We start from the raw sequence: 12,749 nt of genomic DNA, 5'->3' as shown, positions 1-12,749 counted from the left end.
CGGAACGCGGGAATGGGCCGCATCCACGAGGGGTGCGGCCCATTCTCTCACTGCGGTCCTGACGGGATTTGAACCCGCGGCCTCCACCTTGACAGGGTGGCGAGCACTCCAAACTGCTCCACAGGACCTTGCTCGCGGCGCTTGTTGGTGCGTTGCGCTGCGAGACAGGACTCTACAGCAGTGCAGGCCCGGCGGTCGAACTCACTCTGCGCGGCCGGTCCGTCACGGCGCGGCCGCGTCGATCGCCTTCACGATCCGCTTGTCCGAGACGGGATACGCCGTGCCCAGCGCGTGCGCGAAGTAGCTGACGCGGAGCTCCTCGATCATCCAGCGGATGTCGAGGACCTCTTGCGGGACGGGCCTGCCCTGCGGCATCTGTTCGAGCAGCCACAGGTACTCGTCGCGCATCTCGTGGACCTTCTCCATGCGGCTGGTGTCCCGCTGGACGCTCGTCGGCATCTGCTGCAGGCGCCGGTCCGCCGCCACCATGTACCGCATGAGGTCCGGCAGCCGCCGAAGCCCCGTCTCCGTGACGAAGCCCGGCTTGATGAGGGAGTTCAGCTGCTCCCGCACGTCCGAGAGGTTCGCGAGGAGCACCGTGCTCTTCGTCGACTTCAGGCGGCGCTCACAGGCGTGCCAGGCGGCGAGGACCTGCTGCACCTGGCCGACCGCGCGCACCGTCGTGTCGACGATCTCCGCGCGCACCTTGTCGAAGAGCTTGCGGTACGACTCCTCGTCCCAGACCGGCCCGCCGAACTCCGCGATCAGCCGGTCCGCCGCGGCCATCGCGCAGTCGTCGAAGAGCGCCTGCATGGAGCCGTGCGGGTTGGCCGACAGGGCGAGCTTCTGCTGGTTGCTGAGCCGGTCGGAGGCGAACTTGGCGGGATTGACCGGGATGTTGCGCAGGATGAGGCGCCGGGTGCCGCGCCACATCGCCTGCTGCTGCTCCGCCTCGGTGTCGAAGAGGCGTACGGAAACGGTGTCGCCGTCGTCCACGAGCGCCGGGAACGCCTTCACGGGCTGGCCGGCCCTGCGGGTCTCGAAGACGCGCGAGAGCGTGCCGAGCGTCCAGTCCGTCAGGCCGGTCCGCTCGACCGCCGAGGAGCCCGTCCGCTCCGCCGTCGCCGCGGCCGCCTGCGAGAGCGCCTTGCGGGCCTTCGGCTTCAGGCGGACCTTCAGCGTCTCCAGGTCCTTGTCCTCGGCGAGCTTCTTGCGCCGCTCGTCGGTGATCCGGAACGTGATCTTCAGGTGGTCCGGTACGCGGGTGAGGTCGAAGTCGTCCGGTGCGACGGGCACCCCCACCATCCGCTGCAGCTCGCGCGCCAGCGTGACGTGCAGCGGCTCCTGCAACGGCACCGCACGCTCCAGGAACGCCTTGGCGAAGTTGGGCGCCGGCACGTAGTTGCGGCGGATCGGCTTCGGCAGGGAGCGGATCAGCTCGACCACGACCTCCTCGCGCAGGCCCGGGATCTGCCAGTCGAAGCCGTCGTCCGTGACCTGGTTCAGGACCTGGAGCGGGATGTGGACCGTCACGCCGTCCGCGTCGGCGCCCGGCTCGAACTGGTACGTCACCCTGAACTTGAGCTGCCCCTGGCGCCACGAGTCGGGATAGTCGTCCTTGGAGACGCCCTGCGCCTTCTCGTTGATCAGCATCGACCGCTCGAAGTCGAGCAGTTCCGGCTCCTCGCGCTGCTTGCTCTTCCACCAGGAGTCGAAGTGCGCGCCCGACACGACGTCCGCGGGCACCCGCTGGTCGTAGAAGTCGAAGAGCGTCTCGTCGTCGACGAGGATGTCGCGGCGCCGGGCGCGGTGCTCAAGCTCCTCGACCTCGGTGAGGAGCTTGCGGTTGGCGGCGAAGAACTTGTGGTGCGTGCGCCAGTCACCCTCGACGAGCGCGTTGCGGATGAACAGGTCGCGGGAGATCTCGGGGTCGATCCGGCCGTAGTTCACCTTGCGGTCGGTGACGATCGGGACGCCGTACAGCGTCACCTTCTCTATCGCCATCACCGCCGCCTGGTCCTTCTCCCAGTGCGGCTCGCTGTACGTGCGCTTGAGCAGGTGCTGGGCGAGCGGCTCGACCCACTCGGGCTCGATGCGCGCGTTGACCCGGGCCCAGAGGCGGGAGGTCTCGACGAGCTCGGCGGACATGATGAAGCGCGGGGGCTTCTTGAAGAGCGCCGAGCCGGGGAAGACCGCGAACTTCGCGTTGCGGGCGCCGATGTACTCGTTCCGCCCGCCGCCGCGCTGCTTCGGATCCTTCTCCTTGCTCTCCTTCGACTCCTTCACGTCCTTCATCCCGATGTGGGAGAGCAGGCCGGAGAGGAGGGAGATGTGGACGTGCTGCTCGGGGGCGTCGTCCTCGTTGAGGTGGATGCCCATCTGCTTGGCGACCGTGCGCAGCTGCGTATAGATGTCCTGCCACTCACGGATGCGCAGGAAGTTCAGGTACTCCGTCTTGCACATGCGGCGGAACGACGACGAGCCGCGCTCCTTCTGCTGCTCGCGCACGTACCGCCAGAGGTTCAGGTACGCGAGGAAGTCGCTCGTCTCGTCCTTGAAGCGGGCGTGCTGCTGGTCGGCCTGCGTCTGCTTCTCGGCCGGGCGTTCGCGCGGGTCCTGGATGGAGAGCGCCGCGGCGATCACCATGACCTCGCGCACGCAGCCGTTCTTGTCGGCCTCAAGGACCATGCGGGCCAGCCGGGGGTCGACGGGGAGCTGGCTGAGCTTGCGGCCCTGCTCGGTGAGGCGCTTCTTCGGGTCCTTCTGCGTCGGGTCCAGCGCGCCCAGTTCCTGGAGGAGCTGGACTCCGTCGCGGATGTTGCGGTGGTCCGGCGGGTCGATGAAGGGGAACTTCTCGATCTCGCCGAGCCCTGCCGCCGTCATCTGGAGGATGACCGACGCGAGGTTGGTGCGCAGGATCTCCGCGTCCGTGAACTCGGGGCGCGAGTCGAAGTCGTCCTCGCTGTAGAGGCGGATGCAGATGCCGTCCGACGTACGGCCGCAGCGGCCCTTGCGCTGGTTGGCGCTGGCCTGGCTGATCGCCTCGATGGGCAGCCGCTGCACCTTCGTGCGGTGGCTGTAGCGGGAGATGCGGGCGGTGCCCGGGTCGATGACGTACTTGATGCCGGGGACGGTCAGGGACGTCTCGGCGACGTTCGTCGCGAGGACGATGCGTCTGCCCGTGTGCTGCTGGAAGACGCGGTGCTGCTCGGCGTGCGAGAGGCGTGCGTAGAGGGGGAGTACCTCGGTGAACCGATAGTTCTTCTTGTTCAGCGCGTCCGCCGTGTCCCGGATCTCGCGCTCTCCCGAGAGGAAGACGAGGATGTCGCCCTTGCCCTCGGCCTGCAGTTCCTCGACAGCGTCGGTGATCGCGGTGATCTGGTCGCGGTCGGAATCGTCCCCCTCCTCTTCGAGGAGGGGGCGGTAGCGCACCTCGACCGGATACGTACGGCCGCTGACCTCGACGATCGGGGCGTCCCCGAAGTGCCGCGAGAACCGCTCCGGGTCGATGGTCGCCGAGGTGATGACGACTTTCAGGTCCGGGCGCTTCGGAAGGAGCTGGGCCAGGTACCCGAGGAGGAAGTCGATGTTGAGCGAGCGCTCGTGGGCCTCGTCGATGATGATCGTGTCGTACGCGCGCAGCTCGCGGTCCGTCTGGATCTCGGCCAGCAGGATGCCGTCCGTCATCAGCTTCACGTACGTATCGGCGCCGACCTGGTCGGTGAAGCGGACCTTCCAGCCGACGGCCTCGCCGAGCGGGGTGTCCAGCTCCTCGGCGACGCGCTCCGCGACCGTGCGGGCGGCGATGCGGCGGGGCTGGGTGTGCCCGATCATGCCGCGGACGCCGCGCCCGAGCTCCATGCAGATCTTGGGGATCTGCGTGGTCTTGCCCGAGCCCGTCTCGCCCGCGACGATCACGACCTGGTGGTCGCGGATCGCCTCGGCGATGTCGTCCTTCTTCTGGCTGACCGGCAGTTGCTCCGGATACGTGATCACGGGCAGCCGGGAGCCGCGCTCGGCCATCCGCGCCTCCGCCTTCTCCACGTCCGCCGCGATCTCGGCGAGGACGGCGGCGCGGGCCTCGGGCTTACGGATCCGGCGTGCACCCTCCAGCCGCCGGCCGATCCGGTGCTCGTCGCGCAGCGAGAGCTCGGAGAGGCGGGGGGCGAGGGTGTCGAGGGCGAGGGCGGGCTGCGTAGACATACGAACTCCAGGATCTCACCCGCGGCTCGGCAGAGGCGAACCGATTTCTCTGGCGGGGCGCCCTTGCACGTACGATTCCGGGCATGCCGACCCGCACGCGCACGACCTGGAGCCCCCTCGCGGTGGTCTTCCTCGTCGTGCTCGGGCTCGGGATGTTCTGCGGGCCCGCGGCCGCCGCGCAGCAGCCGGTGGCCAAGGCCGCCAAGGCCACAGCGGCCGCCGAGGTGTTCGCCGACCAGGCGGCCGACGTACAGGGCCCGCCCGGCTGCGGCAAGGGCACCGACCGCGACGCCGACCAGCCGCCGGGCACCCCGCAGCGCCCCGGAACGGCGTACGAACTGCTGCCCGCGCTGCACGACACCCGGGCCGCGTCCGGCTCGTGGGGCGCCGACCAGGCCGTGCTCCTGATGGCACCGGGCCGGTCACCGCCCGCGCTCACTTCCCCCTCACCGATAGATCTCTCGATCCTGCGCGTGTAGGAGGCCCCTGACTTCAGGGGCCCCTTCATCGACGTACAAGACGTACAAGACGTACGACAGGACAAGAGAGAGCACTTCCGTGCCCAAGAACAGCAACAAGAAGAGCCGCAACATCGCGATCGGCGCGGGCGTCGCCGTCGCCGCGCTGCTGCTCGGCGTCGCCTCGTACACCGCGACCAAGCCGGAGGACTCCGGCAACGGCACCGTGAAGGAGGAGGCCGCGGGCGCCGCGCCCTCCGCGGGCGCCCAGGACGGCGTCTACCCCGAGCTGGAGAAGCTCGCGCGGCGCGACGCCGGGGACCCGCTCGCCCGGGGCCGCGCGGACGCGCCCGTCGTGATGGTCGAGTACGCCGACTTCAAGTGCGGCTTCTGCGGGAAGTTCGCCCGCGACACCGAGCCGGGCCTCGTGAAGAAGTACGTCGACGAGGGCACCCTGCGCATCGAATGGCGCAACTTCCCGATCTTCGGCAAGGACTCCGAGCGGGCCGCGCGCGGCGCGTGGGCGGCGGGGCGCCAGGACCGCTTCTGGCAGTTCCACGAGGCCGCGTACGCCGAGGGTTCCAAGGAGAAGGGCTTCGGCGACGGCCGTCTGAAGGAGATCGCGCGGGACGCCGGGGTCAAGGACGTCGACCGGTTCATGAAGGACGCGGACAGCGACGCCGCGGGGACCGCCGTGCGCAAGGACCAGGAGGAGGCGTACGGCCTCGGGGCCGCGTCGACGCCGTCCTTCCTGATCAACGGGCGGCCCGTCTCCGGCGCCCAGCCCGACGAGGTCTTCCACCAGGCGATCGAGACGGCGGCCAAGAGCGCGAAGCCCCAGAAGCCCCAGAAGCCCCAGAAGTCCGGGGAGCCCGCAGGGCCGAAGGGTGGCTCCGAGTGACCGCCGACGTCGGGTACTTCGCCGCGTTCCTCGGCGGTCTGCTCGCCCTCGTCAGCCCGTGCAGCGCGCTGCTCCTCCCCGCCTTCTTCGCCTACTCCATCGACTCGGCCTCCCGCCTCGTCGCACGGACCGGCATCTTCTACGCCGGGCTCGCGACCACGCTGGTGCCGCTCGGCGCCGCCGGGTCCTACGCCGGACGGTTCTTCTTCGGCCACCGCGACCAGCTGGTCCTCGCCGCCGGATGGCTGATCATCGGGCTCGGGGTGCTGCAGATCCTCGGCATGGGGTTCGCCTCGCGGAAGATGGCGGAGCTTTCGGGACGGATCCGGCCGACCACCGCCTTCTCCGTGTACGCGCTGGGGGCGGTGTACGGACTCGCCGGATTCTGCGCGGGGCCGATCCTCGGCAGCGTCCTGACGGTGGCCGCGGTCAGCGGCAGCCCCGTCTACGGAGGCCTGCTGCTCGCCGTCTACGCACTGGGAATGGCCGTGCCGCTCTTCCTGCTCGCGCTGCTCTGGGAGCGGTTCGACCTGGGGCGGCGCAGGTGGCTGCGGGGCCGGACGTTCCGGCTCGGCCGCTTCGAGCTGCACACGACGTCGCTGCTCTCCGGCCTCTTCTTCATCGCCCTCGGGGCGCTGTTCCTCGTCTACGACGGGACGACGGCGCTGCCCGGCCTCCTGGACGTGGACAACTCGTTCGCGGTGGAGCAGTGGGCGGGCGGCGTGGGCCGTGCCGTGCCGGATGCGGTGCTGCTGATCGGCGTCGTGGTGCTGGTGGGGGCGGTGCTTGCGGTGCGGGGGTGGCGACGGCGAGAGAAATCCGTTTCGTCGGCTGCGGACTGATCTGAGCGGGTCGGATACTTTTACGTGGTTTAGCGTATTCGTATGCCTGATCATGAGCCGGAACCGGAGTCGCGAGCGGAGCAGCACCAGCAGGGAGAGGGCGGGGCGCACGCAGCGGATGCGGCGCACGAAGCGCACGGCGAAGCGCACGGCGAGGCGCATGGTGCGCACGGCGCGCACGGGCGTGTGCCCACTCGGAGCGAGCGCTGGGACGCGTTCAAGCAGTCGCCGTTCCTGCCCGCCATCGTGCTGGTGTTCATCCTGGCGGCGGCGGCCGGGCTCTTCGCGGGTTCGTACACGTACTCCATGGCGAAGCCCACCCCGCACCGCATCCCCACCGCGGTCGTCGACGCGCCGGACACGGCACGCGGCAAGGCCTTCCTCGCCGGGATGGAGAAGGCGCTGAACGCCTCCCTGGAAGTCCACCGGTACGACAGCGGGGCGGCGGCCCGGCGGGACATGGAGGAGCAGAAGGTCTTCGCGATCCTCGACGTGACGCCGTCGCCCGGACGCTCGGGCGGCGACAAGGTGACGCTCGACCTCTCCGGGGCGTCCGGCGCCTCCGTCGCGCAGGTGCTCGCGGAGACCGCGCCGAAGGTGGGCAAGGCGGTCGGGGTCCCGGTGACGGTGAAGGACATCAATCCACTGCAGGACGGCGACCCCCGCGGGCTCGCGATCTTCTACATCTCACTGGCGGCCGTGATCATCGGCTTCGTCGGGGCGATCCAGCTGAGCGTGCATGCGCGGGGGCTGAATCCGGCGGAACGGATCGGGTTCACCGTGCTGTACGCGCTGCTCGGCGCGTTCGTCATCGCGGCGGTCGTGGACTGGTGGCTGGGGGCGCTCGACCTGCCCTTCGTGGAGTCCTGGCTGATCCTGGCGCTCACGATGTTCACGTCGGGCATGGTCTTCACGATGTTCAACACGCTGTTCGGGCGCTGGGCGATGATTCCGACGTGGGGCCTGATGGTGCTCCTCGGCAACCCGTCGTCCGGCGGCGCGGTGTCGTGGCCGCTGCTGCCGTCCGTACTCGGCCACATCGGCCAGTGGCTGCCGCCCGGCGCGTCGGTCAACGCACAGCACACGGCGGTGTACTTCGGCGGCCACCAGCACGCGTTCCCGTTCCTGGTCCTCGCGGCCTGGGCGCTGCTGTCCAGCACGGTGTTCTGGGTGTGGCGCCACCGGCACCCGGGCGGGCGGGTGGCCGCTCCGGCCCACGCGGTGACGTAGGCGGGGGGAGAGAGAACGACAGAAGCCCCGCCGGTGAGGGCGGGGCTTCCGGAAGAGGTGGCTGGGGCCGGGATCGAACCGGCGACCTATCGCTTTTCAGGCGATCGCTCGTACCAACTGAGCTACCCAGCCACGCGATCCGCGAGGAATCGCAAGCGGTCCTGACGGGATTTGAACCCGCGGCCTCCACCTTGACAGGGTGGCGAGCACTCCAAACTGCTCCACAGGACCAAGCACGGTGCGAGCACCAGTCTCGCACAAGGCAGGTCTTCTCCACCCTGCGAGGGGCTGCTCACCCGGCGAGTTCCTCGTCGCCGCGCAGCCGGCCGTGTCGGCTCTGCGAAGGGACCAGGCCGTAGGCACGCTGGGCCGCCTCTTGCAGGATGTACGGGGGGTCTTCGGCGGCGGCGCGTTCCAGGCCGAAAGCGAGCGTGAGTTTGTGCACGTGGAACCATGCCTGGTCACCGGCGACGCGAGCGATGGTGACGAATTGCGTCTCGACGAGGGGGTCGAGGCGGGCTTCCGCCTCGGCCGGGCTGAGCTGCTCGAGCGCCGCGACGGCCTGGAGCGGGAACTCGGCGGCCCCCAGATAGCAGAGCTTGCGCAGGGTGGCCCGCGCCTCGGCGGGGAGTTGGACATATCTGAGCGCCAGGGCGTCGCGCACGCCGCGTCCGCCGACCTCGAACTCGTCGAGGCGGATGCCGTCATGGGCGAGCCGCTCCGCGACCTGGGAGAAGCGCTGGTTCGGCCGGGCGGCCATCCGTGCGCCGAGCGTGTCCAGAGCGAGCATGGAGCCCGCACACACCTGCAGGATCCGCCGCACCTCCTCCGGTTCGGTCCGCACCCGGGAGCGGCCCACGTGGGATTCGAGCAGCGAGAGTGACTCACGGGCCGAGAGCTCCCGTATGGTGATCCGCCGCGTCGCCTGCGGGAGCCCGTACAGGGCGGTGCGGGCCGTGATGAGCACGGCGCACTGTGGTTCCGAGGGAAGCAGCAACTCGACCTGGCTCGCGGCGCTAACGTTGTCAAGGACGATGAGCAGGCGTCTTCCGGCAGTGCGCGAGCGGAAGCGGACGGCTCGCTCCTGCGGCGTGCCCGGGATCTCCGCAGCGGCGAGACCGAGGTCGCCGAGGAACCGGCCGAGGATCTCATGTGCGGTGGCCACCCCGGCCCCGGCTGTGTGGAAGGCGGCGAAGAGCTGCCCGTCGGGGTAGTCGACGGCTGCCCGGTGCGCTGCCTCCACCGCGATGGTGGACTTCCCGAAGCTCGGCGGTCCTGTCATGACGACGATGGGCGGACAACCGCGTGGCCCGTTTCCGGTGAGTGCGGCTGTCGTCGCCGCGACGTCCGCCTGCCGCACGGTGCCCGCGGCGCGGGCCGGGAGCTGGCGAAGGGCGGGCGCCGGGGATGGCCGGGCCTCGGCGGCCGGGGCGAGTGCGGGATCGTGGTTGAGGATCTGTTCGTGGAGCCGCTCAAGGTCGGGGCTCGGAGACAGGCCCATCTCATCGGCCAGGAGGGTACGCAGCCGAGTGAACTCCGCGAGTGCCAGGTCGATTCGGCCGGCCTGGTAGAGCGCGAGCAGCTGCAGACGGCGGAGCCGCTCGGCGAGGGGATCGTTCTCCACGGCGGCCTCGATGACGGGGATGGCCAGGGCCGCCTGCCCCAACTGCAGCTGCGACTCGACCCAGTTCTCCAGAGCGCAGCGATGCAGCCCCTCATGCCAGTTGATGACGCCGTGGACCCCGGCGGCCACCGGGTCGGGAACGGTGAGGTCTCCCCATAGCCCCACGGCGCGGCTGAGCGCCCGTTCGCCCTCCCGCCATCGGCCGTCCCGTATCTCGGTGCGCCCTGCATGGCAGCACTGCTCGAACTCGGCGAGGTCCATGGCTGCCGTGGCGGAGAGCGTGAGCCGGTAGCCGCCGTGGACACTGTCGACTGCCGCCGCGTCCGGCTCGAGCGCCTTGCGGATCACGCTGACGTGGGCGCGTAGCTGCGCGCCCGCGCTCCTGGGCGGAGTTCCTTCGTAGATCCCGTCGATCAACTGGTCCTTGGGGACGACCTCGCCCCGTCGCAGGGCCAGGATGCGCAGCACGTAGCCAGGCAGTTTGCAGGACAGGTCGAGACTGCGGTCCGGTCGGTCTATGCGGACGGCCCCCAGTACGGCAAGCCGAAAATCCCCCGTCACGTGCAATACCTCCGTCCCCAGTGGTGTTGCTGGGGCAAAGGTAGCCTGAGGTTGAACTCGGAACCAGGATCAGGACTTGAGGATCAATACAACGGCCGCCGCCGGGCCCGTCGAGGCCGCTACCCTGCCGCACGCGACGTGGCGTAAGCCTCGATAATGGTGCGTTCCTGGTCGAAGAGGTTGCCGGGCAGGCGGTGGACGTCGAAATAGGAGAGTTCCAGAACCTCGCTGCTGTCGAGGCGGGTCTCGCTCGGCAGGAGCGGCGCCGAATAGACGACGGTGACTTTGAAGATCTCGTCTCCGTTGGGGTACTTGTAGTAGAAATCCTTCCCGGAGAAGATGCCGACCAGTGCCAGCTCGCCGACCTCGATGTTGGTCTCCTCGCGGACCTCTCGCCGTGCCGTGTCCTGGATGGTCTCACCAGGCTCCATGTGGCCGCCGGGCAGACTCCACTCTCCCGTGTCGGTGCGCCGGGTGAGGAGGATCTTTCCGTCGTCCCTTTCCACGATGACGAGCGCGCCGGGAAGCAGCAGTGGCCTGGTTCCCACCAGATCGCGCATTTCCTTGATGTAGTCCATGGCTCAACTCTCTGTGTTCGTCACGTAGGCCAAGGCGATCCGTGCGACTTCTTCGGTGAACTCGTGTCCCAATTCGGGCAGCACGATATGGCGGGCAAGCCGACCATATCCGCGGTCCAGATCCGCGCGGATCGCGTCATGTCGCACGAAACGGTCGCGCCCACCGGTCACCACTAAGACGTCAGGTACCGCGTGTTCGATATCCGGAGCCGGTATGCGGCCGCATACCAGCACGACCCGCCCGCAAAGCGACGAGCCGGCCACCGCCATGGCGGCCACCGAGGCTCCCTGGGAGAACCCCACGACGCCGGTATGCCGCGCCGGCACCCGGTGGCGCTGCTGCATCCCCGCGATGTACTCGGCCACGGCCGGGGCGGCCCGGCGGGCCCGTTCCGCGATCACCGAGGGCTGCGAGGAGATCTCGAACCAGGCCCGCCCCTCCCGGGCGAACCTGGGTGTGCACGGCCCGTCCGGGCCGACGACCACCGTGCGGGTGTCTTCGTGCTCGCCGTCGGCCACGGCAGCGGCCAGGACTCCGGCGATCTCCGCCCCCGTCCCGCCGTACCCGTGCAGCGCGACGATCAGTCGGCGGTGTCTAGGCACTGACCGGCACCTCGCTCCTGGCCGCGGAGTCATCCAGCCAGTGGAGCCACTCCACGGTGGACAGCAGCGCGAACGCCAGGGTGGAGGCCACCGCGTCCCCGGCGGCCAGGCGCTCACGCAACAGCAGCATCCCGGAAGGCCGCACACCCAGGCGCTGGTGCAGCGACTCGGTGGCGTCGGCCAGAGTCCGGTCCACCCGCGGCAGCAGGCCGCCCCGCAGCCACTGGCGGACGGGGGCGCGGAAGGGCAGCTTCGGCTGCACGCGGTAGGACGGCGGGAGCAGGTCGGCGAACGCCTCGCGCAGCACTGCCTTCGTCTGACTTCCACGCACCAGCGAACGCGCCGGGTACCGCCTGGCGAGTTCGGGAACTCCACCGTGCAGGAAGGGCGTTCTGCCTTCGATGCCCTCAGCCATCAACAGATGGTCGGTGCGGCGCAGCAGCGGTTCGAGGCTGTGCTCGTACTCGTGCTCCCGCACCACGTCGACGACGGTGGGCTCGACGCCGTGGCGTTGGGCGGCGGCCTCCCGCGACCGGCCGATCGCTCTCCTCAGTGCTCCGGTGGCGGCGGCACACGCGTCTTCTCCGAGCAGCGCGGTGACGAGTTCAAGGCGCTCGTACGGGAGGTAGAAGTCGACGGGGTCGGTGAACGCACCGGCGTAGAGCGGCCGGTAGCGGTGGTAGCCGGCGAACAACTCGTCTGCTCCTTCGCCGACCAGCAGCACCGTGATCCCGGCGGCTCTGGCCAGCTTCGCCAGCGCCCGGTACATCGGCAGGCTCGACATGGCCACCGGCTCACCGAGCGACCGGACCGCGTCCGGCAGCCCGGCAAGCAGGTCAGCCGGGCCGAACGACGTCGAGCGGTGCTGCCAGGTTCCGATGACGTCGTCGGAGAGGCCCAGGTCGCTGAGGTCGCGGACCCCGTCGCCGGTGTCCTGGGGCAGGACGCTGACCGTGGGCAGATCGCGGATGCCGCGGCGCGCGAGCAGCCGGGCCACCAGGGTGGAATCCAAACCGCCGCTGACGGCGAGGCCCACCCGGCGATCGGTCAGCAGCATCCGGTCGACAGCCGTCTCCAGGGCGGTCCGCAACTCCGCCGCCTCGGGTATGCCGGGGGCGCGGGGCGCCGGACGTGTCAGGACCGACTGGGTGACCCGCCCGTCGCGCAGCGTCAGCCGCTCTCCCGGCCCGACCGCTCTGATCCCCTCGAAGAACGATCCGCCGTCGACCACCCGACGCCCACTGAGCAGGAACTGCGCGAACGCCGCAAGCCTGACCGGAGCCCGGCCGAAGACATCCACCAGCGGCCCCACCTCGGAAGCGACCGCGACGCCGTCCGGTGACTCGCGCAGGTAGAGGGGTTTGATGCCCAGCGGGTCGCGCACGGCTCGCAGCGTCCCGTCGGGGGGCCCGCCGACCACCGCGTACATCCCGTCGACCGCCGCTGCCGCGTCCGGCTCGCTCGCCCACCGTGCTTCGTCGAAACCGCCCTCCGGCACCTGGCCGTCGGCACGGTAGACCTCCCCGTTGAACGCGAAGACGGCACCTGGCCCGGCGAAGGGCACGGAATCCCGTTGTCTGCTCCGTACCCGGAGCCGGGCCATCCCCAAGGCCGCGGTTCCGTGGCCGTCGAGGCCGAGGCCGTCCGGTCCGCGATGCCGTAGCTGTTCGAGGACCTCGGCAGCGACTTCGCTTGCCGACCGCTCTCCCGTGTGCGGTCTCAGCGAGACACCCACCACGCCGCACACGG

9 protein-coding genes and 3 tRNA genes are annotated in these 12,749 nt (G+C 69.9%); 4 read left to right on the top strand and 8 right to left on the bottom strand.

Features of this window, described 5'->3' with window-relative positions; all coding sequences use genetic code 11:
- Positions 1 to 53: 53 nt before the first annotated feature.
- Positions 54 to 128 (bottom strand) — tRNA-Asp (locus ABZ953_RS07795).
- A 94-nt stretch (positions 129 to 222) separates the two neighbouring features.
- The gene (hrpA, locus tag ABZ953_RS07790; RefSeq protein ID WP_361718428.1) at positions 223 to 4,203 is read right to left on the bottom strand and encodes an ATP-dependent RNA helicase HrpA; all 3,981 of its coding nucleotides are present in this window, start codon (positions 4,201 to 4,203) and stop codon (positions 223 to 225) included.
- A gap of 83 nt (positions 4,204 to 4,286) precedes the next feature.
- Here hrpA and ABZ953_RS07785 point away from each other — a divergent pair, with 83 nt between their 5' ends.
- The 4 genes from ABZ953_RS07785 to ABZ953_RS07770 all read left to right on the top strand — a co-directional run bounded on the left by ABZ953_RS07785 (position 4,287) and on the right by ABZ953_RS07770 (position 7,634).
- Positions 4,287 to 4,682 carry a hypothetical protein gene (locus tag ABZ953_RS07785; protein ID WP_361718425.1) on the top strand — a complete coding sequence of 132 codons (396 nt, stop codon included), beginning with the start codon at positions 4,287 to 4,289 and terminating at the stop codon, positions 4,680 to 4,682.
- Positions 4,683 to 4,761: 79 nt separating this feature from the next.
- Positions 4,762 to 5,562, top strand: a complete 801-nt coding sequence (locus tag ABZ953_RS07780) for a thioredoxin domain-containing protein (RefSeq protein ID WP_361718422.1) — start codon at positions 4,762 to 4,764, stop codon at positions 5,560 to 5,562.
- Positions 5,559 to 6,404 (top strand): cytochrome c biogenesis CcdA family protein, encoded by an 846-nt coding sequence (locus tag ABZ953_RS07775; RefSeq protein ID WP_361718419.1) that lies wholly within the window; start codon positions 5,559 to 5,561, stop codon positions 6,402 to 6,404. Before ABZ953_RS07780 ends, ABZ953_RS07775 begins: the two co-directional genes overlap by 4 nt.
- Before the next feature lie 42 nt (positions 6,405 to 6,446).
- Positions 6,447 to 7,634 carry an ABC transporter permease gene (locus ABZ953_RS07770; RefSeq protein WP_361718416.1) on the top strand — a complete coding sequence of 396 codons (1,188 nt, stop codon included), beginning with the start codon at positions 6,447 to 6,449 and terminating at the stop codon, positions 7,632 to 7,634.
- Positions 7,635 to 7,692: 58 nt separating this feature from the next.
- Here ABZ953_RS07770 and ABZ953_RS07765 read toward each other — a convergent pair.
- The 6 genes from ABZ953_RS07765 to ABZ953_RS07740 all read right to left on the bottom strand — a co-directional run bounded on the left by ABZ953_RS07765 (position 7,693) and on the right by ABZ953_RS07740 (position 12,564).
- Positions 7,693 to 7,766 (bottom strand) — tRNA-Phe (locus tag ABZ953_RS07765).
- A gap of 24 nt (positions 7,767 to 7,790) precedes the next feature.
- Positions 7,791 to 7,865, bottom strand: a tRNA-Asp gene (locus ABZ953_RS07760).
- Positions 7,866 to 7,926: 61 nt separating this feature from the next.
- Entirely contained in the window at positions 7,927 to 9,819 is a 1,893-nt protein-coding gene (locus ABZ953_RS07755; RefSeq protein WP_361718413.1) for a BTAD domain-containing putative transcriptional regulator, read from the bottom strand.
- 119 nt (positions 9,820 to 9,938) lie between these two features.
- Positions 9,939 to 10,397 carry an NUDIX domain-containing protein gene (locus ABZ953_RS07750; protein ID WP_361718410.1) on the bottom strand — a complete coding sequence of 153 codons (459 nt, stop codon included), beginning with the start codon at positions 10,395 to 10,397 and terminating at the stop codon, positions 9,939 to 9,941.
- Positions 10,398 to 10,400: 3 nt separating this feature from the next.
- Positions 10,401 to 11,000: a hypothetical protein gene (locus ABZ953_RS07745; protein WP_361718407.1), complete on the bottom strand. Its 600-nt coding sequence runs from the start codon at positions 10,998 to 11,000 to the stop codon at positions 10,401 to 10,403.
- Entirely contained in the window at positions 10,993 to 12,564 is a 1,572-nt protein-coding gene (locus ABZ953_RS07740; protein WP_361718404.1) for an asparagine synthase-related protein, read from the bottom strand. Before ABZ953_RS07740 ends, ABZ953_RS07745 begins: the two co-directional genes overlap by 8 nt.
- Positions 12,565 to 12,749 lie beyond the last annotated feature (185 nt).

The sequence above is a fragment of the Streptomyces sp. NPDC046465 genome (assembly GCF_040646035.1).
Lineage (GTDB): Bacteria > Actinomycetota > Actinomycetes > Streptomycetales > Streptomycetaceae > Streptomyces.
This window is presented reverse-complemented; position numbering and strand designations above follow the sequence as displayed.

Coding starts and splice junctions, on each gene's coding strand:
- hrpA (WP_361718428.1), bottom strand. CDS start 4,203: ATGTCTACGCAGCCCGCCCTCGCCCTCGACACCCTCGCCCCCCGCCTC.
- ABZ953_RS07785 (WP_361718425.1), top strand. CDS start 4,287: ATGCCGACCCGCACGCGCACGACCTGGAGCCCCCTCGCGGTGGTCTTC.
- ABZ953_RS07770 (WP_361718416.1), top strand. CDS start 6,447: ATGCCTGATCATGAGCCGGAACCGGAGTCGCGAGCGGAGCAGCACCAG.
- ABZ953_RS07750 (WP_361718410.1), bottom strand. CDS start 10,397: ATGGACTACATCAAGGAAATGCGCGATCTGGTGGGAACCAGGCCACTG.